Annotated in this window: 19 protein-coding genes, 1 tRNA gene and 2 pseudogenes; 11 read left to right on the forward strand and 11 right to left on the reverse strand. The window is 64.2% G+C overall.

Translation table 11 applies throughout. From position 1 onward, the window contains the following. Positions 1–103: 103 nt before the first annotated feature. Positions 104–1,405, forward strand: coding sequence for an ISL3 family transposase (locus ACP8LP_RS02605; RefSeq protein WP_221268287.1), 1,302 nt, complete (start codon positions 104–106; stop codon positions 1,403–1,405). 1,243 nt (positions 1,406–2,648) lie between these two features. Here the strand turns inward: ACP8LP_RS02605 and ACP8LP_RS02610 are convergent. The 6 genes and pseudogenes from ACP8LP_RS02610 to ACP8LP_RS02635 all read right to left on the reverse strand — a co-directional run bounded on the left by ACP8LP_RS02610 (position 2,649) and on the right by ACP8LP_RS02635 (position 7,082). Then, a complete protein-coding gene (locus ACP8LP_RS02610; protein ID WP_147612086.1) occupies positions 2,649–3,113 on the reverse strand; it encodes a hypothetical protein in 465 nt (154 codons plus the stop codon). 221 nt (positions 3,114–3,334) lie between these two features. Then, entirely contained in the window at positions 3,335–4,210 is an 876-nt protein-coding gene (locus ACP8LP_RS02615; protein WP_016667084.1) for a competence protein CoiA family protein, read from the reverse strand. Positions 4,211–4,271: 61 nt separating this feature from the next. Then, positions 4,272–4,574: a tyrosine-type recombinase/integrase gene (locus ACP8LP_RS02620; RefSeq protein WP_196768460.1), complete on the reverse strand. Its 303-nt coding sequence runs from the start codon at positions 4,572–4,574 to the stop codon at positions 4,272–4,274. Positions 4,575–5,245: 671 nt separating this feature from the next. After that, positions 5,246–5,317, reverse strand: a pseudogene (locus ACP8LP_RS02625) (hypothetical protein); the annotation flags it as partial. After that, the gene (locus tag ACP8LP_RS02630; RefSeq protein WP_016667086.1) at positions 5,314–5,502 is read right to left on the reverse strand and encodes a helix-turn-helix transcriptional regulator; all 189 of its coding nucleotides are present in this window, start codon (positions 5,500–5,502) and stop codon (positions 5,314–5,316) included. The gene ACP8LP_RS02630 and the pseudogene ACP8LP_RS02625, both read right to left, overlap by 4 nt. After that, positions 5,499–7,082: a replication initiator gene (locus ACP8LP_RS02635; protein WP_016667087.1), complete on the reverse strand. Its 1,584-nt coding sequence runs from the start codon at positions 7,080–7,082 to the stop codon at positions 5,499–5,501. The genes ACP8LP_RS02630 and ACP8LP_RS02635 overlap by 4 nt, the downstream gene beginning before the upstream one ends. A 129-nt stretch (positions 7,083–7,211) precedes the next feature. Here ACP8LP_RS02635 and ACP8LP_RS02640 point away from each other — a divergent pair, with 129 nt between their 5' ends. Continuing rightward, entirely contained in the window at positions 7,212–8,213 is a 1,002-nt protein-coding gene (locus ACP8LP_RS02640; RefSeq protein ID WP_036976485.1) for an IS481 family transposase, read from the forward strand. Between the two features lie 478 nt (positions 8,214–8,691). Here the strand turns inward: ACP8LP_RS02640 and ACP8LP_RS02645 are convergent, their stop codons facing one another. Further along, the gene (locus tag ACP8LP_RS02645; RefSeq protein ID WP_237726209.1) at positions 8,692–8,976 is read right to left on the reverse strand and encodes an ATP-binding cassette domain-containing protein; all 285 of its coding nucleotides are present in this window, start codon (positions 8,974–8,976) and stop codon (positions 8,692–8,694) included. A 95-nt stretch (positions 8,977–9,071) separates the two neighbouring features. Here ACP8LP_RS02645 and ACP8LP_RS02650 point away from each other — a divergent pair. Continuing rightward, positions 9,072–10,064 (forward strand): annotated as a pseudogene (locus ACP8LP_RS02650) (IS481 family transposase). Positions 10,065–10,246: 182 nt separating this feature from the next. Here ACP8LP_RS02650 and ACP8LP_RS02655 read toward each other — a convergent pair. The 3 genes from ACP8LP_RS02655 to ACP8LP_RS02665 form a co-directional block, all read right to left on the reverse strand. Then, on the reverse strand, positions 10,247–11,266 hold the full coding sequence (locus ACP8LP_RS02655) for a magnesium and cobalt transport protein CorA (RefSeq protein WP_334353510.1): 1,020 nt from the start codon (positions 11,264–11,266) through the stop codon (positions 10,247–10,249). Positions 11,267–11,367: 101 nt separating this feature from the next. Beyond that, positions 11,368–12,852, reverse strand: a complete 1,485-nt coding sequence (locus ACP8LP_RS02660; protein WP_484483264.1) for a uracil-xanthine permease family protein — start codon at positions 12,850–12,852, stop codon at positions 11,368–11,370. An 85-nt stretch (positions 12,853–12,937) separates the two neighbouring features. Beyond that, on the reverse strand, positions 12,938–14,467 hold the full coding sequence (locus ACP8LP_RS02665) for a dolichyl-phosphate-mannose--protein mannosyltransferase (RefSeq protein ID WP_484483353.1): 1,530 nt from the start codon (positions 14,465–14,467) through the stop codon (positions 12,938–12,940). Between the two features lie 114 nt (positions 14,468–14,581). Here ACP8LP_RS02665 and rsmI point away from each other — a divergent pair, with 114 nt between their 5' ends. Genes rsmI through ACP8LP_RS02690 form a run of 5 tightly spaced genes read left to right on the forward strand, consistent with a single transcriptional unit; the run spans position 14,582 to position 18,747 of the window. Next, positions 14,582–15,439, forward strand: a complete 858-nt coding sequence (rsmI, locus tag ACP8LP_RS02670; protein WP_016667095.1) for a 16S rRNA (cytidine(1402)-2'-O)-methyltransferase — start codon at positions 14,582–14,584, stop codon at positions 15,437–15,439. After that, on the forward strand, positions 15,436–16,344 hold the full coding sequence (locus ACP8LP_RS02675) for a TatD family hydrolase (RefSeq protein WP_016667096.1): 909 nt from the start codon (positions 15,436–15,438) through the stop codon (positions 16,342–16,344). Before rsmI ends, ACP8LP_RS02675 begins: the two co-directional genes overlap by 4 nt. Continuing rightward, positions 16,341–17,237 carry a 16S rRNA (adenine(1518)-N(6)/adenine(1519)-N(6))-dimethyltransferase RsmA gene (gene rsmA, locus ACP8LP_RS02680; protein WP_016667097.1) on the forward strand — a complete coding sequence of 299 codons (897 nt, stop codon included), beginning with the start codon at positions 16,341–16,343 and terminating at the stop codon, positions 17,235–17,237. The genes ACP8LP_RS02675 and rsmA overlap by 4 nt, the downstream gene beginning before the upstream one ends. 23 nt (positions 17,238–17,260) lie before the next feature. Next, positions 17,261–18,229 (forward strand): 4-(cytidine 5'-diphospho)-2-C-methyl-D-erythritol kinase, encoded by a 969-nt coding sequence (locus tag ACP8LP_RS02685; protein ID WP_187117026.1) that lies wholly within the window; start codon positions 17,261–17,263, stop codon positions 18,227–18,229. Continuing rightward, on the forward strand, positions 18,226–18,747 hold the full coding sequence (locus ACP8LP_RS02690; protein WP_484483265.1) for a MarR family winged helix-turn-helix transcriptional regulator: 522 nt from the start codon (positions 18,226–18,228) through the stop codon (positions 18,745–18,747). The genes ACP8LP_RS02685 and ACP8LP_RS02690 overlap by 4 nt, the downstream gene beginning before the upstream one ends. Here the strand turns inward: ACP8LP_RS02690 and ACP8LP_RS02695 are convergent. After that, positions 18,729–19,361: a TetR/AcrR family transcriptional regulator gene (locus ACP8LP_RS02695; protein WP_036975773.1), complete on the reverse strand. Its 633-nt coding sequence runs from the start codon at positions 19,359–19,361 to the stop codon at positions 18,729–18,731. The two genes, ACP8LP_RS02690 and ACP8LP_RS02695, sit on opposite strands and share 19 nt — an antisense overlap. A 129-nt stretch (positions 19,362–19,490) precedes the next feature. Between ACP8LP_RS02695 and ACP8LP_RS02700 the strand changes: the two genes are divergently transcribed. The 3 genes from ACP8LP_RS02700 to ACP8LP_RS02710 all read left to right on the forward strand — a co-directional run bounded on the left by ACP8LP_RS02700 (position 19,491) and on the right by ACP8LP_RS02710 (position 21,926). Next, positions 19,491–19,569, forward strand: a tRNA-Gln gene (locus tag ACP8LP_RS02700). Between the two features lie 93 nt (positions 19,570–19,662). After that, entirely contained in the window at positions 19,663–20,961 is a 1,299-nt protein-coding gene (gene glmU, locus ACP8LP_RS02705; RefSeq protein ID WP_016667101.1) for a bifunctional UDP-N-acetylglucosamine diphosphorylase/glucosamine-1-phosphate N-acetyltransferase GlmU, read from the forward strand. After that, positions 20,958–21,926, forward strand: a complete 969-nt coding sequence (locus ACP8LP_RS02710; RefSeq protein ID WP_016667102.1) for a ribose-phosphate diphosphokinase — start codon at positions 20,958–20,960, stop codon at positions 21,924–21,926. Before glmU ends, ACP8LP_RS02710 begins: the two co-directional genes overlap by 4 nt. Positions 21,927–21,942 lie beyond the last annotated feature (16 nt).

Raw genomic sequence — 21,942 nt, forward strand, 5'->3', positions numbered from 1 at the left:
TAAACGGGCTCATCCCAGTGAACGGTGGGTGGTGAGGTTGTAGGCAGGGGTCGAGGCCCTCGATGATGGAGGTTCCTACCCCGTCCATACCGAGAGCCTCGATGTGTTCAACGCTACCTTCTGTCGTCCGGATCTGACTACCTTCCTCGGCTTGGCCGACCTCGGCTTGGAGGCGATCGGGCTCCGTCTCGAGGCTGGTCGTGCTGTGATTGAGTGTGTCCCGATTAGCGACGACAGTTGGTGCCATCGCTGCGGATGTCGGGGTGTTCGGCATGGGGTCGTGGACCGTTGGTTGGCGCATATTCCGTTGGGTTGGCGCCCCACGATGCTGCTGGTTCGCCTGCCCAGGTATCGCTGTCGCGGGTGTGGTTGCTGTTGGCGTCACGACCTGGAGTTGGCTGCTGGGCCGCGAGCCAAGATGACTCGTGCCGCGGTCTGCTGGGGGCTGGAAGCACTGGTGGTGGATCGGCTCTCTATCTCGCGGATAGCGGCGGCGCTCGGGGTCGCTTGGGACACCGCGAACACCGCGATCCTCGACGCCGGGCAGCAGTTGCTCATTGAGCATCCTGGCCGTCTGAACGGGATCGAAGTCCTGGGTGTTGATGAGCATGTCTGGCGCCACACTCGGCTGGGCGACAAGTACGTCACGGTCATCATCGACCTCACACCGGTCCGCGATGGCAGCGGTTCGTCCCGGCTGCTCGCGATGATTCCCGGGCGCTCCAAGGCAGTGTTCAGGACTTGGCTCGATCAGCAGTCCCAAGACTTCCGTCAAGGAGTCGAGATCGTGGCGATGGACGGCTTTACTGGGTTCAAGACCGCGGCCGCTGAGGCGATCCCTGATGCGGTCACGGTCATGGACCCTTTCCATGTCGTCAAGCTCGCCGCAGACGCTTTGGACGCGACCCGACAGCGGGTCCAGCAGGAAGTCCATGGGCATCGCGGCCGCAACCATGATGCGCTCTATCAGGCCCGGCGGCTACTCCATACCGGCTTGGATCTGCTCCGACCACGACAGATCGAGCGACTCGAGGACCTGTTCGCCTGCGATGATCACGTCGGCGTCGAGGTGACATGGAGCGTCTATCAGCAGCTGGTCTCGGCTTACCGGAGCAAGGACGCCACAGCCGGGAAGGCCTCGCTCGCCCGCATCATCGAGTCGCTGGCCCACGGGGTCCCCAAGGCTCTGCCCGAGTTGGCAAGACTTGGCAGGACGCTCAACAAGCGCCGCAGCGACGTCCTGGCGTTCTTCGATCATCCCGGCACCAGCAACGGCCCTACCGAAGCGATCAACGGACGGCTCGAGCACCTCCGCGGGACCGCTCTCGGGTTCCGTAACCTGACCAACTACATCCGAAGGGCAATACTCGACACCGGCGGTTTCAGACCCGCCTTCCACCGATGATTGGGAAGAGCCGGTAAACGGGTCTATCCGCAGCGCGCTGTGAACGGCCCTACGTCAGGCTCAGGGACCCGTTCCTGAGCCTGACGTAGGGCCGTGAAGAAATGTCCAACATCAGCAGGAATGAGAACGTCGTGCTCTCGATTCTTAAGTGAATTTAAATCGTCGTGAACTAGGCGGATGGGCCTACTTGTGGGGGAGGGATAGACTGGAGCAGTTCATTGGGTAGGTCGTGATGATTCGGTGGCCCGAGTCCCGTGAAATCGCCAGTTTAGGGCAATAATTCTTGATTACGCGCCCTCGTGAGTCCTTGATTTGGATCCAGCCGCGGTAGTTGTAGACATTTCGAGCCTTATCTTCTTGGACTGATAGGGCCTTCTTGCCTGTCTCGGTGATGAACCAGTTAATGAAGTGCCAGTGATTCGGGTCTCCCGAGGGGTATGCGACAGCTTTCCAGTCCTCAGCATGCTCAGCCTGAATGTGTCGATATCCATACTTGGCGTTCCCGCACTGCAGGTTGGCGGTGTAGACAAGGCGCTCCGGGATTCTCCCCATTGTGAACGTGCTAACAATTTTAGTTTGAGAATCTCTTACGCCGCAGGCACCCATAGGCCAAGATGCTGTGACGACACGGCTCGATCGTGGAGTAATGAAACGAGCGCCTGTCTGAGGGAAAACGATAGTATAAGCCTCTTTCGCCGCGCTCTTGGAAGGCTTCGCTGCCACGGTGGAATGATTGGCTGATTTTGTGTTGCTCTGGCCTGCGGCGGAGGCCGGCAGAGGTTCTGAATTTTGAAATGCCATTGAGGCGATCGCGAAAGCCGTTGATCCTAGGATAATTCCAAAGTTTTTCATCCTCTACTCCTTTGGCGTCTAGGTATGGAGGTCTGCTGTTAGAGAGTCGATGACGATCCCGATTCATCTTTGAAAGGGTGGAACTCCAGCGAGTTGTCGACGCTCGCCAGCGACTCACATTCGTTGGGAATGTGTACGTTGGTGCCCGTCGCCAGTCTGGATTGCACAGAAGGACCCTGTCAAGGACTTGGGGGCTGTGAGAAATTTCCCTACTGACTCAAGGCGCCTTCGGCGCACGTGGCCGGCGGCGGGACCCCGCGACAGGGCCCCGCGCTTCGGTCGCTTCGCTCCCTGTGCGCACCCCATCGCACCCCACCGCTACCGGCCACGAACATGACAGGGCGCCCTGAGCCATGTGGTTCAGGGCGCCCTGGTTCTTTGTTGACTCGACCTACTCGCGCACGACCTTGATCGGGAAGACCTCCGCACGCAGCATGGCCACGGCTTCACGGCAGGCTGTCTCATACTGCTTCTCGGCCTCCGGGGGGTTCCATCTGCCATCGAAGTCTTCGCGGCCCCACAACTCGCCACACTGACGCAGCAACGCCACGAGCTCGGGGGAGAGGCCGTAGTCCTCGGGCGTCATCGCGTACTCGTCAGTGTAGTTCTCCCACAGCGGCCATGGATGGCCGTAGTCGAAGAAGAACCGGATCTCGCGCTCCTCGGCCGGGTACTCACGAGCGGGCAGCGTCGGGCTGCCATCCCACTTCATCATGTGTTGCAGTGTATGGGTCTGGCCGGCCGCGCGCACCCACATTGCGTAGTCGGCCAAGGTGCCGCCACGATCCATGCCGGAGACGCTCGCGGTGGCAAAGTTCTCACCGGCATGGACCGCGCCGGATCGAAAATCGAACACCGGCTTTGGCGCGGGCCCCCGGCGGGCCCCCGAGTTGGAATCGACGGCACCGGAGCACCCGTCGGCAGGCGTGAAACCGCCTCCAAGCGGGGCCAATCCACGGCAGGGAGGCTTTCGCAATGAGAAGGTCAGGGGTTCGAATCCCCTATGCTCCACAAGCACAAACGCCGGTCTGCACGGATCGGCGTTCTGCATTTGCGCACCCCCTACGCACCCCCGTCCTAGTTTTCGAACTCTGGCCCGACCAAGAAGGCGAGCGAATTTAGGTCGGTGAGGGTCATCGCGTAGGGGCACCGCCCAGTCCCCGGATGAACCCGGCCGAACGCGATGGCGTGAACGGGTGCAGTGTTGAACTGTGCGTGCTTGGCCGCATCCAACCAGGCGTCGGCGTCATGGAGCCGGGATGCCGCCGGGCCCTCGATCACGATGGTGAATGGGTTGCGACCGAAGTTCCCGGCATTGAGATAGAGCGTTCCGCCATCGTCAGTGGGCCGCCACTTTGCCGTCTCGACTGCGCCCCAAACGAGCATGTGTCGGTCAAGGTCTCCTTCAGTCACTTGGTTGAAATCTCTGATGAGGTCTGTCGTTCGAGCAATGCCCCGCTCGGGGACCCGCATGGTGCGACCACGGTCCTGCATGTACTGGGGATTGCGGACCAAGTTGCGTAGGAAGGCTCTGAGCTGTCCGTGGCGGACACGTCCGTCGCCTCCATCCGCTTCCCCACGATGTGGATGTGCTCGCGGGGCACGTGCATCCGCCTGCGGGTCCACAGCTACTCGCTCGCCAGCATCTTCAGGGGCGAACGGGCCAGTGAGGACCAACTCGAACTCAGTGCCGTCGTTGTCGACAGTTGGAACCTCCTCCCCCTGCTGCCCAAGTTCTTGCGTGACTTCAGTGGCGGCGGTGCATCCTTCTAGGTGCTGTCGCGACCCGAAACACGGCGCCTTGCCGTCCTTGGCCCGCGCTCGGAAGTAGGCAGGCTGCCCGCATTGCGGGCAAGTCAGCTGCCTGCGGTTGGTGGCGATCCAGTTCGGATCTTGCCGCGCAAAGTCCTCCGCCAAGATGAACTGCCCGTTGGCCAAGACTGCCTGGTGCATGGTGACTCCTTCGTCAACGTCCCTAGCAGTATCGCTGGGAATCGCTGCTACAGCGGGAGATTCAGCTCAATGGCCCATTGAGTCTCGCGAGGCCTGCTGCTTCGGCGGCGGTGCCGAGGTGATGAAGGTAGCGGTTCGTGGTGGCGATGGACTCGTGGCCCATCCACTGCTGAACGGTCCCAGGGTCGACGCTGCGGGCCAGCCAGAGGCAGGCAGCCGTGTGGCGTAGGTCGTGGATGCGGCGTCCTTGGCCAGTGGTCTGCCAGTGGACAGCGCGGAGAACTGCTGAACGGTGGAGCTGGCTCCCGGTGCTCGTCGTGAGGAGCAGGTCGGACGGGAACTTCCCACTGCTGAGCGACAGCACGATGGGAAGGACTCGGTTCGCAGGGGAACACGTCGGGACCGGCGTCCCTTGGTGGACTTCACGCCGACGCCTTCGGGGTCGGATCGTTGGACGCGCAGGGCGGGGGAGTCGCCCAGGGCGATGTCACCAACAGTGAGGGCGCGAGCTTCGGCCCAGCGGAGCCCGGTCCAGCCCATCACGACCAGGATGTCAGCCAGGCGCTCGTCGTACTTCTTCCAGGCCAGGTAGCGCGCTTCCAGTTCGGCCTCGCTCCATGGGCTCATCTCCACGCGTTCGGCCGACGACTTCGGAACCCGGACGCCCGTCACCGGGTTGGACGTGATGAACCGTTCTCGCACGCACCACGAGAAGAAGCTGGACAGGCTGGCGCGGTAGCGGACCACTGAGGACTCTGCCAAGCCCTGCTTGATGAGGCTTTCGAATGAGCGGGAGACCTCACGGGCAGAGATAGCTGCCACGCCCATGTTCTGCATCGACATCGGCATGAGGCGGAGCAAGTCCTGATCGGTCCGGTAGGTCTTATTGGCCACCGTGACCTCTCGAACTTCAAGCCACTGGGCAACCAGGGCACGGGTGCGAACGCGACCGGCACGAGGGTCGATGCCGCCGACCAGGGCGGCTCGTTCGCGGGAAAGCCACTCCGTGGCTTCGCGCTTCGTGTCAAAGGTCTTGCTGGTAACGTGCTGGCGACCCGACTTGAGGACCGCTCGGAAGCGGCCGCTGGGTTCCTTGCGGATGCTCATGCTGCGGCCTTCTGCAACCACTTTTCGACGTCCGCCGCGGCGTAGCGCGGGATGGAGCGGGACAGCCAGATCACGCGAGGACCGACACCCTGCTGACGCCAGCGGCAAAGAGTGGAAGGAGACACCTGGACGATCTTGGCGACCTCAGCGGTCGTCAGCAGTCGTTCAAACTCCTTGACGTTCACGATGCTCCTTGAAGGACGGGCGAGGTGGGTAGGGACGGCTGCGGTGACGCCCAGGGTGGCGGCGCGGGCGACTGGTCTTCCGCCAGCCCTATTCGTCCCTTGGCGAGGTGGTAGGACCGTCGCCACTCCTGCCGTTGGCGGATGCTCTCCAACATGACAAGCCGGTAAGCGTGGGCCTTGCGGGGTTCGTTCTCCCAGGTGAAGCGGCGCGCGCCGTCGTCCATCTGGGTGTCGGCCGCCAGGCGGTCGATTTCCGGAGCTGTGAACCCGGCTTCTTCGAGCACTGCTTGCACGACGGCCTGCCGGTCGGCCCGGTGCTGTTGCAGCGTCTTGCCGGACCACTTGCGGGAGACGAGCACGCGCCGTCCACCGAGCCCGAGCATTTCCCGGTCATGCGCCTTGTGTTGGCAGTGGCCGGGGACAAGACTTGGCCCAGCGTCCTTGGGCTGCACGCCGTAACGCAGCCAGTTGGCGCACCGCTCGTTGCACGGAAGGTAGCGCAGTTCCCGGTGCAGGCGGTCGATGTGCGCCGTCTGGGCGGCAGTCAACTCGTCACCGCAGGTCTCGGCCACTGACTTGGTGAGGTACTTGGTCAGGTAGCGCACGGCGCGGTCAGCGTCGGGACTCGGCGCGACGATGCCCTGGGCGTCGACCTGGGACCCGAAGCGCATGACGTGCATGGGCTTGGCTCCGGGCTCCTCCAGGGCGTCCAGAGCCTGATCCCACGTGGGCAGTAGCTCACCTGTTGTTGGATCCGCATAGCCCAAGGGAGTCCACACGGGCACCGCCGAGTCGTAGACAACGTGGTTGATCGGCGGCCACCACACTTGGAGGTAGACGGCCTTCGCCACCTGGCGCAGCGTTGCCCGGGGGATGGCCCCACGGATGGCGGCATGCAGGTGCGGAGCCAAACGCTTCTGCGGCTCGATGGCCGAGAAGTACTGCACGTTGTATCCGGCACAGCGTCGCAAGGCCTTCCAGAACTGGTCCACGAGCCTCGGGAACATCAGCGCGTCCAGGGCGGCACGCCGGTAGTTGTAGGTGCTCGGGTCTGCTGGCGTGCCGACGCCAGGGATGACCGGGCCGTAGCTCGGAAGCGTCAAGGTGACGAACATCGACGGTCGGTATTCCCGGCCATCCCTGGCAACGAAGGTCGTCCCAACGGTCCGCTGTTCCATCGGCACACGCGGCAGGTCGGGTGCATCACTGCGACGTCGCGTGGAGCGAACCCGTCGGGTGATACCGGCAGTATCAGCGTCTTCAGCGATACCGCCGGTATCAGTCTGGCTCCCGTTGGACCCTGCAGCCTCGGTGATACTGCCGGTATCAGTCGGTTCGGGTTCCTCGGTTCGGTGCCACCCTTCAGCGCACTGCTGCATGCGCAGGAGACGGGCCTTGCGGGCGCAGCTGGGGCACTGTGACTCTCGGGTACTTCCGCAAGGCAGAGCCACCACCTGACTGGTTCCGTCCTCGTGATCGGTGACCCCCTGCAGGACGGGCCGGATGCACGCGCCCTGGGCAATGCCAAGGTCACGCACCATGTCGTCGGTGATCTGGCTCAGGAGTCGTGGATCGGTCATGCGGGACACACCTCCAACAGGTCCGGATCTAGCTGTACTTCCCCGGGAGGTTGTGAACGGGTGAGGTAGCGAAGACCTCCGGGCAGGATGTGGGTTACCACACTCACTCTCCTGACCACGGAGGTCTTCGTGACTCACGCTAACGCACCCTTGACACCGGAAGGGCGTCGTCGTCTTGCTGTTCTCGTCGTGGAACAGGGCTGGTCGTTGCGGCGGGCGGCGGAACGGTTCCAGTGCTCGCCCGCGACGGTGAAGCGGTGGGCCGACAGGTACCGGGCAGGGCTGCCGTTGATCGACCGTAGTTCGAGGCCCACCTCGTCACCGAACCGGCTTTCGCGTAAGACGGAGCATCGGATCGTCGCGTTGCGGTTCACTGGCCGGTGGGGTCCGCACCGGATCGCGTATCACCTGCGGTTGCACCGTTCCACGGTCGGTCGGGTGCTCGCCCGATACAAGATGCCGAAGCTGATCAACATCGACCAGGCCACCGGGCTGCCGGTTCGCCGTCCGAAGCCGAAACGGTATGAGGTCGCCGCGCCGGGCCAGCTCGTGCACGTAGATATCAAGAAACAAGGCCGGATCCCCGACGGCGGCGGGTGGCGTGCCCACGGTCGCGGATTCATGCAGGACCGTCACGCGGGAGTGGCCCGCGACAAGGCAGCCCGTGCCGGGGCAGCCGGCTCTCGCGGCTACCGGTATCTGGACCACGCCGTGGACGACCACTCCCGGATCGCGTACTCACAGATCCTTGACGACGAGCGCAAAGAGACCGCAGCGAGGTTCTGGACCCGCGCGAACGCGTTCTTCGCAGGCCTGGGCGTCACAGTCACCGCGGTGATGACCGACAACGGTTCCTGCTACCGGTCAGGCGCCTTCGCTGACGCGCTCGGCGACGAGGTGAAGCACAAGTGGACCCGGCCATACCGGCCGCAGACCAACGGCAAGGTCGAGCGGTTCAACCGAACCCTCGCCGTCGAGTGGGCCTACGCGAAGCCCTACGCCAGCGAAGCCGAGCGCGCCGCAGCCTACGAGACCTGGCTCCATCACTACAATCACCACAGACCCCACACCGGGATCGGCGGCCAGACTCCCTCAGCCCGCGTTCACAACGTCACGGGGAAGTACAGCTAGGTCCACCCCACCACAAGGCCCGAACCCGTGCCATCCTTGATGGTTTCGGTTCGGGCCTTGTTGCTGTCTTGGGCTCAGGTGATCGTGCCCAAGCGCAAGCGCTGTCTGGATGAGATCGATCAGACCGTGCTGTTGGTGACCGCGCGGGTTGATGACTGGTGAGATCGCCACGCACTTCGACGAGGTTTGTGGGGGTGATGGCCTCCACACACCATCAGCCGGATCACGGAGAAAGTCACCGGTGAACCCACCTAATGGGCGAGCAGACCGCTGGATGCGATCTATCAGGTGATTATCGTCGACGTAATCGTGGTGACGGCCCTGACGGGGCAAGTCAGTAACGCCCCGTTCCATGCCGTGAAGGGCGTCACGGTGAATCGGGCCACGCCATCCTCGCCATCTGAGCTGGCGACGGCACAGCGGGTGCTCGGTTCTGGCTGCAGGTGCAGTTGCGCCTCGATTTGGTGCACTGTGCTTGTTAGCACGGTTCAGGGAGTGTCAGCCGCTGGCCCTGCCATCGTTTGCGCAGCCACCGGTCGTGTGAGGCAACGACGACGGTGCCAGGGTATTGGACGAGTGCATCTTCGAGCGCGGTGACGAGGCTGAGCGAAAAGTGGTTGGCCGGCTCATCCAGCAGCAGGATCTCTGGCGGGTCAGCCAGTACTACTGCGAGGGCAAGGCGACGTTGTTGGCCGACGCTGAGTTCCTGCACACGTCGGTAGTGGTCTCGACTAGTTGTAACCACCACACAGGTTAGGTACATCGGGCTGGTCAGAGACAGCTGTGGCTGGACACGGGCGAGGGCCTCTGGGTGGAGTGTGTTGCTACCACACAAAGCACGACTCCCAAGAGGCCCTCATGACCCACTGTAATGCCTCGTTGTCCGAAACCGGACGTTTGCGCCTGGCCTGCTGCATTGTCGAGGATGGCGGTTCCCTGCGTCGGGCCGCCGAACGCTTCAACGTTAGCGTCACCACGGCCCAACGCTGGGCACAGCGCTACCGCGCCCACGGGCCGGCCGGAATGCGTGATCACTCCAGCCGACCCCACCACCAGCCCCGACGGGTCTGCCGTCGCACGCAACGATGGGTGGTGGGATTGCCCATCACCCACCAGTGGGGCCCAGCACGCATCGCCTACCACCTACGCCACCAGCACCTCAGCGTCTCGACTGTCGGCAAGATCCTGCAACGCTACGGATGCCCACCCCTGACCTGGATCGACAAGGCCACCGGCGCCCGGCTACGCGCCCAGCCCACACCCGTCCGCTACGAACACGACACCCCCGGTTGGCTGGTCCACGTCGACATCAAGAAGCTGGGCCGGATCCCCGACGGCGGCGGCCACCGCATGGTCGGACGCGCCCAAGGAGTACGCAACCGTGGCTGATCCGCCAGCGGGGGTGGGTATCACTACATCTACAACGCCGTCGACGACCGCTCCTGCCTGGCCTACGTCGAGGTCCTCAGCGATGAGCGCAAGGACACCGCCGCCGGGTTGTGGACCAGGGCCCAGGCCTGGTTCGCCAGCCAGGCCATCACCGTCAAGCGGGTCCTGACCGACAACGGCTCCTGCTGCCGGTCCAAAGTCTTCAACAAGGCACTCAAAGACACCCACATCACGCACAAGTACACCCGGCCCTACACGCCCAAGACCAACGGCAGGGTCGAGCGGTTCAACAGGACCCTGGTCGCCGAGTGGGCCTACGCACGGCCCTACGCCAGCGAGACCGACCGCCTGGCCGAACTCCCCGGCTGGCTGCACCACTACAATCACCACCGCGGGCACACCGCGCTCAAAGGCACATCACCCGCCGACCGCGTACCTAACCTGTCCGGCGATTACATCTAGTTCTCGCTCACGGCGTTGACGCTAATGTCTAGAGCGCACTCCAGCTCAAGCATCCTTAGTCCACCGGAAGAGTTCCGCCCGATCAGTGGGTGCTTTGTGCTTCAGGTTGAGGCGAACGAGTCTGATCTCACCGTCACCCGGTGTGACCCATTCCTCTTTGTCACACCCGTGCCGAAGTCAGCTCACAGCCAATTCTTCTTGTGGAAGATCACGTACAGGATCACACCGCTGGCCACCATGCTGAGCAGGCAGTAGAAGTATCCGTATCTCCAGTGCAGTTCTGGCATGTAGTCGAAGTTCATGCCGTAGATCGAACCGATGAGGGTGGGCACGACGAGGATGGCCGCCCATCCGGAGATGATCTTGACGTCCTCGTTGGAGCGTTGGTCGACCAGCGTCGCATTGACCGTCAGGATCTGGGTCAGCAGTTCCCGAATGTCAGTGATCTGGGAGGAGATCCGGGCCAGGTGGTCGGCAACGTCAGCCAGATAGGCCTGCAGCTCGGGTGGCACCTGATGCTTGGCGGACCCGGCGCGCAGGGCAGCGATGATCGGGATGAGCGGGTTGGTGGCGTGCTGCAGGTCGATGGCCTCACGAGACAGGCGGTAGATACGTTCGGGGGCTGCGGAATCCCCACTGAAGACCTGCCTCTCGATCTGTTCGATGTCGAACTGGATGCCGCTGATGACGGGGAAGGTCTGGTCGACGACACCGTCGAGGATGGTGTAGAGCACCGACTCCGGACCGTGGCGCAGCAGCTCCGGGTCACTGGGAAGACGCGGGGTCCACCTCAGGCTCGACAACTCGTCAGGGATGCGCTGCACGATGACGACGACGCAGTTGCGCTGCTTGATGACCTCGGCCTCGACGAAGGCCACATCCTCCATTGAGTCGATGTAGAACGGCGGGTGCAACACCAGGAACAGGGCATCCCCGTGGCGTTCCAGCTTGGGACGCTGGTGGCCTTCCACCAGGTCCTCGGCCAGTAGTGGGTCGAGGCGCATGAGGTCGACAAGGCGCTTGATCTGGGTCCGGTTCGGACTCTGCTCGACGATGATTCCCAGTCGCTCGGGGTGGCCGTCCAGCCAGGACAGCGTCGCTTCGATGTCAGCCTGGTGTTCCGGGTCGGCCGGGACTCCCTGCTCGAACCACTTGATGTCGACGATGCCGGGTTTGGTGTCGGCGATTGGCCTGGTTGCCAATGGTGATGCGCCACCATGGGTGCGCGCACTCGTCGTGACACCCTTCCTTGGCTGAGGTGTTGCTGCCATCGATCGCCTCCTCCGTCATCTGGGCCGCAAGCCTACTGCGTACGGCGTCGATCTCCCTCACGACGACGACGGTCGTCGGGGGTATCGTCGTCAACGTACATGCCAGGAGTGTCGAGGATGATGTTCGTGCCTCCGGCCGCGTCGGACAGCTCGTTGGGTGCGAGCCACTTGGCGAGGTGATAGACGCCGACGGTGACGATGGTGCCCAGGGCGATGCCGCCCAGGGTGAAGGAGTCGCTGAACTTCAGCGAGACGTCACCGACGCCGATGATGATGCCGGCTGCCACCGGGACGAGGTTCACCGGATTGCCGAAATCGACGTTGTTCTCCTTCCAGATCTTGGCGCCCAGAAGGCCGATCATGCCGTAGAGGACGACGGTGATGCCGCCCAGTACCCCACCGGGAGTTGCTGAGATGACGGCACCGAACTTGGGGGAGAAGCCGAACAGGATCGCCACGACCGCAGCCACCACATAGGCGGCCGTGGAGTACACCCTCGTCGCTGCCATCACACCGATGTTCTCCGAATAGGTTGTCGTCGGGCCCGCGCCGAGGAAGGTGGCCAGCATGGAGGTCGCACCGTCAGCGGCGACCGCTCGTCCGACCTGGTGATCGAGGTTCGTGCCGGTCATCTCAGCAACTGCCTTGACGTGACCGGTGTTTTCGGCGATGAGGGCGATGACGACCGGTAGGGCCAGCAGGATGAAGGCCAGGTGGAAGGTCGGAAGGTGGAACCCGACGACGTTGGTGGCCGCGTAATGGGATCCGTTCTGGGCCTGGGGTAGGTACTTCCAGGTGTCCAGGTTCGTCACCGGGGGCAGGCCGATCCATGCTGATTCATGCACGGCTGACCAGTTCACTCGTGGGGCGACGGTGCCGTCGGCGTGATGAAGCGGACCGAACACCAGATCTTCGATCCACGACAACACGTAACCGATGACCAGGGCCAGGAAAATGGCGATGCGGGAGATGAATCCGCGCGGTCCCACCGACAGTGCGATGACCAGCAACATGACGATGAGCGCGGTCCACTGATCGGTGGGCCAATAGGTCTTGGCAACCACCGGGGCGAGGTTGAAGCCGATGAGCATGACGACGGCGCCAGTCACCGTCGGCGGCAGCACCTTGTGCACCACCCGCGAACCGGCTGCCTGGATGATGATGCCGCAGATGAAGAGGGTCAGGCCCACGCACAACAGGGCGCCCGAGACGTCATTGGGTTTGCCGCCGGAGGCGTAGATGGCCGTCGCCACGCCGGGGAAGGCTGCCGAGGAGCCGAGGTAGGACGGCACCTCATGCTTGGTCACGAAGATGAAGACGAGGGTCGCGACACCCGACATCATCACTGCCAGCTGCGGGTTGAGGCCCATGAGGACGGGGAAGACGAAAGTTGCCCCGAACATCGCCACCACGTGCTGGGCTCCCAGCCCGATGGTTCGTCCCCATCCGAGCCTCTCGTCGGGAGCCACCACCTCACCTGGCTCCAGTACACCGCCGTTGTGCAGCTTCCAGATCATGGGCGTCCTTCCGGGTTGGTTCCCTTCCGGACCCTCAGCGTATCTGCTCGACGAGCAAATCCCCGTCGGGCGTCCGATGACCGACTCAGATCCAGGAGCGGAACCACATCCGTGCCAGCCATGCCTTTCGGGTCATGAGGCTGTCGGTGAGGATGGGATAGATGAAGGCGAAATCGGCCGCGACCAAGGCCATGACCGTGCCAACGACGATTGCACCGATGCGGCGTCGGCTGGTGGCCTTGGCCGGGCCAAGGATCTGACCGAGCCAGATCGCCAGGATTGTCACCGTGAACGGAATGATGCAGATGGCGTAGAAGAAGAACAGCGGACGATCGTCGTAGCGGAACCACGGGATCCACGTCGACATCATGGCGATGATCGGCAGGGTGAACCGCCAGTCACGGGCGAAGATCCACCAGATCACCGCGGCCACCAGGGCGATGGCTGCGAACCACCACAGCACGGGGGTGCCGGTCGCGGAGATGACACGCAGGCAGGTGTCACCGACGGCCTCGCAACCCTGCTGGCCCGGCTTGATGTCGTTGACTGCGTCAATTCCGAGTGGTCGCTGGTTGATCAACCATCCGGATGGATTCGAGGCGTAGACGTGGGTCTGCGTCATCATGTACGAGCCGGTGTGGAAGTCGTACATCTGCTGGTGATAGTCCCACAGCGCGGCCAGGGGTTTCCCGATCACCTTGGACAGACCCGGATCAGGATTCGGGCCGGCCCAGGATTTTCCGAGAACCATGTGTGGGTAGACCGAGAGCCACCGCGCCCACGTGGCGATGTAGCTGCCCACGGCCACGACGACCATGTAGAGGAAGGCCGGTATCCCGTCGCGCAGGAAGGACCACCAGGCCTTCCTGCCAGCACCGGCCAGTCGACGCGCCGACCAGTCCCAGATGACCGAGACGATGCCCATCGTCGCCAGCACGAACACGGAATTCCACTTGGTGGCGCAGGCCAGACCGAACATGACCCCTGCCACCAGGCGCCACGGCCGCCACCCCTGGGCTGGACCGAGCACCCCGTCGAGATGGGGTTTGCCGACGGCTCTCAGATGATCAGCCAGATGATGACGGAACCAGTCCCGGTCAGCCGCCACCGCAGACACACCTGCCACCAGGAAGAAGGCCTGGAAGATGTCGAGCAGTCCGACCCGGCTCATGACGAATGCCAAGCCGTCGAGGGTGAGCAGGATGCCAGCAATGGCGCCCACCATCGTGGACCGGGAGAGACGTCGAGCCAACCGGATCGTCATGAGGACGAGCAGGGACCCGAATACCACGGAGGCGAATCGCCAACCGAAGGAATTGAAACCGAACAGTTGCTCCCCGATCGCGATGAGCCACTTTCCCATCGGGGGATGGACGACGAACTCGGCGTCGGGAGTCCAGGCGTTCGTGATCCCGTTGACGATGCCGGCATTGGCCTTCGCAGCGTCAGGCCAGGTGCCTTCGTATCCTTGTTGGAGCATCGTCCAGGCGTCCTTGGGGTAGTAGGTCTCGTCGAAGACGAGGTTCCTCGGGAAGCCGACATTCCACACCCGCAGCAGGAAAGCCACTGCGGTGATGAGGGCCGTGACGATCCAGCTCGTGTACTCATCGGTCATTCGGCCGTCGTCGAGACGCTCGATGGTCGACAAGGATCTTCTCGCTGCTGCCACATCGCCATGGTAGAGGGTTGGTGAGACGCCACCGTCGGTCCGGCGTGGGACGATGGTCAGGTGAACCAGGCACAACCGGGACGAGTCATCCTTGCGGGCACCCCCATCGGGGACCGCCGTAGCGCCTCACCTGCCCTCGTCGAGACCTTGCGTGACGCCCGCATCATCGCTGCTGAGGACACCCGACGACTGCGCGATCTGCTGCGCCGCCTTGACGTCGAGACCTCTGCCCGCGTGGTGTCCTATTTCGAGGGCAATGAATCGGCCCGAACCTCCGAGCTCATTGAGTGTCTTCGTGACGGGGACGACGTCGTTGTCGCCACCGATGCGGGGATGCCCTCGGTGTCCGACCCGGGATACCGGCTCGTCACCGCCGCCATTGAATACGACATCGCCGTCACCTCGGTCCCCGGACCCACCGCCGTGACGACAGCCCTGGCCATCTCGGGAATGCCGACCGACCGGTTCTGCTTCGAGGGATTCCTGCCGCGCAAGTCGGGGGAGAGGCGTCGTCGCCTGGCTGAACTTGCCGACGAACCGCGCACCACTGTCGTCTACGAGGCTCCCCATCGGCTCGCCGATCTGCTCGACGATGCCGCTGAGATCCTCGGCACCGACCGACGCGCTGCGGTGTGCCGGGAATTGACGAAGACCTACGAGGAGGTTCGTCGCGGCGGTCTGGCAGAGCTGGCTGAATGGGCTCGCGAGAACGCCCGCGGCGAGATCACCATCGTCATCGAGGGAGCCAGGGGGAACTCCGTGAGTCTTGACGAGGCCGTCGAGATGGTCGCCGAGCTCACCGACGACGGAATCAAGCCGTCCAAGGCCGTCGCCCAGGTGGCACGGGCCACCGGTGTCGACCGACATGAGCTCTACGACGCCGTCCAGAATGCCTCGACCGACCAGGAGGAATCGTGAACGAAGCCATCCATGAGGTACTGGCCGAGGCTGGCCTGCCGCCCCTGCCCGAGCCATTGGCCGCCCCTCTGGTGGACTCCCACACCCACCTCGACACGGTGGCCGACATCGTCCACCTCGATCCCGCCATCAGTCTGGCCGCCGCTCGTGAGGTCGGGGTAACCCACATTGCTCAAATCGGGTGCGACGTGGAGGGGTCCGAGTTCGCCGAGGAACTGGCGCGAACCCACAAGAACGTCATTGCGGCGGTGGCGATCCATCCCAATGACGCCGCCCGTCTGGGACGCAAGAAGATCGGCGATGCCCTCAAGCGCATCGATGACCTTGCCAGCGCCGGCGGCCACGTCCGGGCCATCGGCGAGACTGGCATCGACCACTTCGGCACGACTGACGACGAGGGCCAGGCCCTCCAACGGGAGGTCTTCGCCGCCCACATCGCCCTGGCCCATGAGCACGGTCTCACCCTTGCGATCCACATGCGTGATGCCCGCAACGGTGGTGAGGGAGACGGTCCGACCCAGGGCCGACAGGCCCACGAAGACGTCGTCGACGTTCTCGACTCAGAAGGTTGGCCGGAGCGGGTCATCATGCACTGCTATTCCGGTGATGCCGACCTGGCCCGGATCTGCCTGGGGCACGGGGCATACCTGTCGTTCTCCGGGACGATCACTTTCAACTCTGCCGGCCCTCAGCGCGACGCCCTGGCGATCGCTCCCGACGACCGCATCCTCGTCGAGACCGACGCACCGTTCCTGACCCCGGTGCCACGCCGCGGCAAGCGCAACGGTCCCTACCTGCTGCCGCACACCGCCCGTTTCGTGGCACAGCAGCGTGGGTGGGACGAGACGCGCGCCTGCCAACAGCTCACTGACAACGCCTTTTCCGCTTATGGAGGTGCCTGGTGACCGAAACCGGATTGCTCGATCCCGCGTCGATCCGACGCATTGCCGGTCAGATCGGCCTGAGACCGACGAAAACCCGGGGGCAGAACTTCGTCCACGACGCCAACACGGTGCGTCGTATCGTCTCCTTGGCTCAGGTGGGTCCCGACGACCGTGTCATCGAGGTCGGTCCAGGCCTGGGATCACTGACCCTCGGCCTGCTTGAGACCGGCGCCCAGGTCGTCGCTGTCGAGATCGACGAGGTACTGGCCACCCAGCTTCCCGACACGGTGGCCGAGCGGACGCCAGAGGCTGCCGACAGGCTGGAGGTCATCCTCTCCGACGCCCTCGGCGTCGATGCCGTCCCCGGTGCCGATCCGACCGCGTTGGTGGCGAACCTGCCCTACAACGTCGCTGTCCCGGTGTTGCTGCACATGCTGGCGATCTGTCCGCAGTGGTCGACGGGTGTCGTCATGGTGCAGTCGGAGGTGGCCGACCGTCTGGTGGCCGCTCCCGGATCCAAGATCTACGGGGTTCCCAGCGCCAAACTGGCCTGGTATGCCGAGGCGACCCGGGTGGGAAATGTCCCCCCGACGGTCTTCTGGCCGGTGCCCAACGTAGATTCCGGGTTGGTCCGGATCACGAGGAGACGTCCTCCCCAGATCGATGGACGAGCCCCTGAGGCCACTCGCTCCCAGGTCTTCCGCGTGGTCGATGCCGCCTTTGCGTCTCGTCGCAAGATGCTGAGATCAGCGCTGGCCGGGATGTGCGGCGGATCGGCGGCTGCCTCCGACCTCATCGGCGCTGTCGGGATCGACCCGACGGTGCGCGGAGAGGCCCTTGACATCGTGGACTTGACCCGTGTTGCGGAGGCGTTGGCCCAGGCCGGCGTCCTCGGCGATCCGGGTCAGGTGTGAACTCCTGCCGGTACGGTAAGCACATGATGATGGACGATCCGTTCGACTTGCTCCGTCCCACGACCGTGACGGTGCGGGTCAGCGCCAAGGTCAATCTGGCGCTGGGGGTCGGCAGCCTCGCGCCTGACGGTTTCCACCCGCTGGCAACGGTCTTCGAAGCGATCGGGATTCACGACGACGTAACGGTGACCCGTCGCGACGACAAACGCATCACCCTCACCGTCTCGGGAGAGGATGCCGACCAGGTTCCCACTGACGAGACCAACCTCGCCTGGCGGGCCGTGGAGATGGTGCGTGAGGAATTCGCTCTGGAGCGGGGGGAGCGCGATCATGGCGTCGATATTCACATCGACAAGTCCATTCCGGTCGCCGGAGGCATGGCAGGTGGGTCCGCTGACGCCGCCGGAGCCCTGCTTGCCGCAGCCGCCCTGTGTCGTCTTCCCGATTCTCCTGAGAGTCTGCAGCCGCTGGCCGCGCAGCTAGGCTCCGACGTGCCCTTCTGCCTCATGGGCGGGGTGGCGCTGGGCCGAGGGCGAGGGGACCGTCTGGCTCCGGTGATTTGTCGTGGCCGTCATCACTGGGTCATCGCCACCTCGAACCAGGGACTGTCCACCCCAGCCGTCTACCGACGTTTCGACGAGATGGGCGGGAACCCCGGGGGAGAGGCAGTTCCTAACGACCTCATCTCAGCCCTCACGCGGGGAGATCTCGACGCGGTCGCGGCCACCATGAGCAATGATCTTCAGGCCCCCGCTGTTGACCTGCGTCCCGAACTCGGCGAGGTGCTGGAAGTCGGGAAGGAAGCTGGAGCTCTCACCGCCCTCGTCTCGGGTTCCGGACCCACCTGCGCCTTCCTCGTGCGCGACTCCGCCGGGGCCAAGAAGGTCAGCGGGGCCGTGTCCGCCCTACCGCAGGTCAATCGCACCAGGGCGGCCCGCGGCCCGGCCTCCGGCGCTCAGGTGTTGCCGGGGCCGGTGGGGAGCTTCGCATGATGACCTCCCACCAGCACCAGGACCCGAAGGACGCCGTCGACGTCATCATCGCGGCATGGGCGAGGGAGCGACCCGACCTGCCCGTCGAGGTGATGGAGGTGTGGTCGCGCGTCACCAGGCTGGCACGTCGCCTTGATCGAGACCGGTCCAAAGCATTCTCACAATGGGACCTGGAGGGCTGGGAATTCGACGTCCTGGCAGCCCTGCGACGCTCCGGGGAGCCCTATCAGCTCAGCCCCGGACGGCTCCTCAGCGAGCTTGAGGTCGCCTCGGGGACGATGACGAATCGGATCACCAGACTGTCAGACCGTGGCCTGGTGTGTCGTCTGCCTCACCCCAAGGACGGTCGCGGGGTCATCGTCGAGCTCACCGATGCCGGACGAAATCGGGTCGACGGAGCTCTGGCAGCCTTGTTGGAATCCGAGGGACGTCTCCTCGACTCGATGGACCCGCAGGCCGTTGAGCAACTGGGCCGGGGACTGCGCGCGGTGCTGGCTCGTCAGGAAGAGCTGGACTGATCCTCTCCCCGCTCGCTGTGGCGGGTGAGACGCGGGTTTTCCGACACCCGTGTCAGCCCGTTGAAGGCCAGGTCGACGAGGTGAGCGGCGACGACTTCCTTGGCTGGTGCCCGGGTGTCGATCCAGGCCTGTCCTGCCATGCCCACCATCCCGGTGAGTGCCGGGGCATAAAGGGGTGAGAAGGAGGCGTCGAAGCCGTGACGGTTGAAGTTGTCGGCGAGAATCCCTTCCGCCCAGGAAGCGACGTCAGAAAGGATCGAGGCGTAGGAGCCGGTCGTTGATCCGACCGAGGAATCTCGGGAGATGATGCGAAATCCATCGGGGCGATCATCGATGTAGTCCAGCAGGGCCAGCACCGCGGACTCCAGGGTGCGGCGTGGTCCCTGCTTCGGGCGGGTCATCGCGGCATTGAGGGAATCCTGCAGCAGGCGCACCTCCCGATCGACGACAACGGCGTAGAGCCCGTCCTTGGACCCGAAGTGCTCGTAGACGACGGGTTTCGAAACTCCTGCGGTGGCAGCGATCTCCTCGACGGAGGTGCCCGCGACGCCGTTGTCGGCGAAGAGACGACGCGCCACGCTGATGAGCTGCTCGCGGCGCTGTCCGCTGGTCATCCGGGCCCGTGGGTGCCTGGAAGATCGGGATGCGGGCGTAGACGTCATAGCATCGAGCCTACTCAGGCCCGTTGCGTGGCCGAATCGCGGTCCATGCTCTAGGGTTGGGGGACTCGGTTTGCCGAGCGTTCCCCGGTTGGTCTGCCGGCAGGGCCCGCCTGACTTTGAATCAGGATCAGCGACGCAGGTTCGACTCCTGCCCGGGGAGCTCATCCACCCTGTCGTACCTCCTCACGGTGCGGTGCGACCGCGTGACGGCTACAGTTGGCCCTGCATGCCGCATCCGAACTGGGAGAGCACCGTGACGTCCAGCCCGTCCACTGACCGAACCGAGATCGACGGAGTGGCCGCCGTCATCGTGCTGGCTGCTGGCGGTGGCACCCGCATGAAGTCCTCGAAGTCCAAACTGCTCCACGAGGTTGCCGGTCGACCCATGCTGTCGTGGGCCGTAGGAGCGGCACGCGGACTCAACCCAGAGCATCTCGTCGTGGTCGTCGGACATCGTCGCGATCAGGTAGAGGCCCATCTGGCTGATGACGCCCCCGACGTCACCACCGCTGTTCAGGCCGAGCAGAAAGGCACCGGCCACGCCGTCGCCTGTGGTCTCGAGGGGCTGGGCCAACTTCACGGCGAGGTCGTCGTCACCTATGGTGACGTCCCGATGCTCACCGGAGAAACCCTCCAACAGATGGTCGAGGTCCACCGCGAGCGTCGCAATCTCGTCACCGTCCTCACTGCCGAGGTCGATGATCCCACTGGCTATGGGCGCATCCTCCGCGACGGAGAGACCGTCGTCGGGATCGTCGAGCACAAGGACGCCGACGAGGCTCAGAGGGCCGTTCGAGAGATCAACTCCGGCATATACGTCTTTGACGCCGAGGCCCTGCGTGACGGCGTCTCCAAACTGTCCAGCGACAACGCTCAGGGCGAGTATTACCTCACCGACGTCGTCACCATGGCTGCCGATGGCACCGTCGAGGTTCCTGGTCGCGGTCGCGTCGGTGCCTTCCGTACTGACGACGTCTGGCAGACCGAGGGAGTCAATGACCGGGTACAGCTGGCCCGCATGAATGCCGAGGTCAACCGACGCATCGTCACCGCATGGATGCGGTCCGGGGTCACCGTTATCGATCCGTCCTCCACCTGGATCCAGCCGGATGTCGATCTCGCCAATGACGTCACCTTGTATCCAGACGTTTTCCTCAGCGGAGCCACGACGATCGCCTCCGGAGCCACCATCGGACCGGATGTCACCGTCACCGACTCCGAGATTCGGGAAGGGGCCACCGTCACCCGGTCCGAGATCACCCTCGCGGTCGTCGGTGAGGGAGTACGCGTCGGCCCGTTCTCCAACATCCGCCCCGGCTCCGTCCTCGACCGCGACGCCAAGGTCGGAGCCTTCGTCGAGACCAAGAACACTCACGTCGGAACCGAGGCTGCCATACCCCACATGGCCTACGTCGGCGATTCCGAGGTGACCGCAGGATCCTCCGTCGTTGCCGGATCCGTCCTCTGCCGGGAGTGCGCCACTCCCGCCACCGACTCGGACGTCATGTCCGACAGCCAAGACGACACCCTCAACCCGGAGGCTGACCAGTGAGTGGAACCACCCGTCCGAACAACAAGCACCTCATGATCTGCTCAGGACGGGCCTATCCCGAACTTGCCGAGCAGATCGCCGCCGAACTCGGCGTCGACCTCGTCCCCTCGCGTCAGGTCACCTACGCCAACTCCGAGATCTACGTGCAGTTCCAGGAGTCCGTGCGTGGTTGCGACGCTTTCGTCATCCAGTCCCACAGCGCCCCGGTGAACGAGGCCATGATGGAGCAGCTCATCATGATCGACGCCCTCAAGAGGGCATCGGCCAAGCGCATCACCGTGGTTTCCCCGTTCTACCCCTACGCCCGCCAGGACAAGAAGCACCTGGGCCGCGAGCCCATCTCCGCTCGCCTCATGGCCGACCTCTACCAGGCCGCCGGTGCTGACCGGATCATGTCGGTGGACCTGCACGCCGCCCAGATCCAGGGGTTCTTCGATGGGCCGGTCGATCACCTGTGGGCCTTGCCGGTGCTCGCCGACTACGTCGCCTCCAAGTACGACAACTCCGACATGGTCGTCGTCTCCCCGGATGCCGGCCGTGTGCGTCTGGCCGACATGTGGACCGACAAGATTGGCTGTCAGCTGGCCATCATCCACAAGCGTCGCGACCCGAACAAGGCCAACGAGACGACCACCCATGAGGTCGTCGGCGAGGTCGAGGGCAAGACCTGCCTGCTCGTCGACGACATGGTCGACACCGCCGGCACGATGTGCCAAGCTGCCTCGGCCCTCAAGAAGCACGGTGCCAAGCGCGTCATCGCAGCCGCCACTCACCCGATCCTGTCGGATCCTGCCGCCGAGCGCATCAACAATTCCCCGATCGAGGAGCTCATCGTCACCAACACGCTCAGGATTCGTGACGACATCAACATCCCCTCGATGACGGTGTTGTCCATCGCCCCGCTCATCGCGAAGGCGATCCAGGAGGTCTTCGAGGACGGGTCGGTCACCAGCCTGTTCCGCTGACACGACAGCTCAGCCG

Source organism: Cutibacterium sp. LaCa_89 (assembly GCF_058177555.1).

What these genes read in the sequence shown, in the direction of transcription:
- ACP8LP_RS02645 (WP_237726209.1), bottom strand. Translation starts at nt 8,976, where the DNA reads ATGTACCTAACCTGTGTGGTGGTTACAACTAGTCGAGACCACTACCGA.
- ACP8LP_RS02665 (WP_484483353.1), bottom strand. Translation starts at nt 14,467, where the DNA reads ATGACCGATGAGTACACGAGCTGGATCGTCACGGCCCTCATCACCGCA.
- ACP8LP_RS02695 (WP_036975773.1), bottom strand. Translation starts at nt 19,361, where the DNA reads ATGACCAGCGGACAGCGCCGCGAGCAGCTCATCAGCGTGGCGCGTCGT.
- ACP8LP_RS02615 (WP_016667084.1), bottom strand. Translation starts at nt 4,210, where the DNA reads ATGCACCAGGCAGTCTTGGCCAACGGGCAGTTCATCTTGGCGGAGGAC.
- ACP8LP_RS02690 (WP_484483265.1), top strand. Translation starts at nt 18,226, where the DNA reads ATGATGACCTCCCACCAGCACCAGGACCCGAAGGACGCCGTCGACGTC.
- ACP8LP_RS02685 (WP_187117026.1), top strand. Translation starts at nt 17,261, where the DNA reads ATGATGATGGACGATCCGTTCGACTTGCTCCGTCCCACGACCGTGACG.
- ACP8LP_RS02635 (WP_016667087.1), bottom strand. Translation starts at nt 7,082, where the DNA reads ATGACCGATCCACGACTCCTGAGCCAGATCACCGACGACATGGTGCGT.
- ACP8LP_RS02660 (WP_484483264.1), bottom strand. Translation starts at nt 12,852, where the DNA reads ATGATCTGGAAGCTGCACAACGGCGGTGTACTGGAGCCAGGTGAGGTG.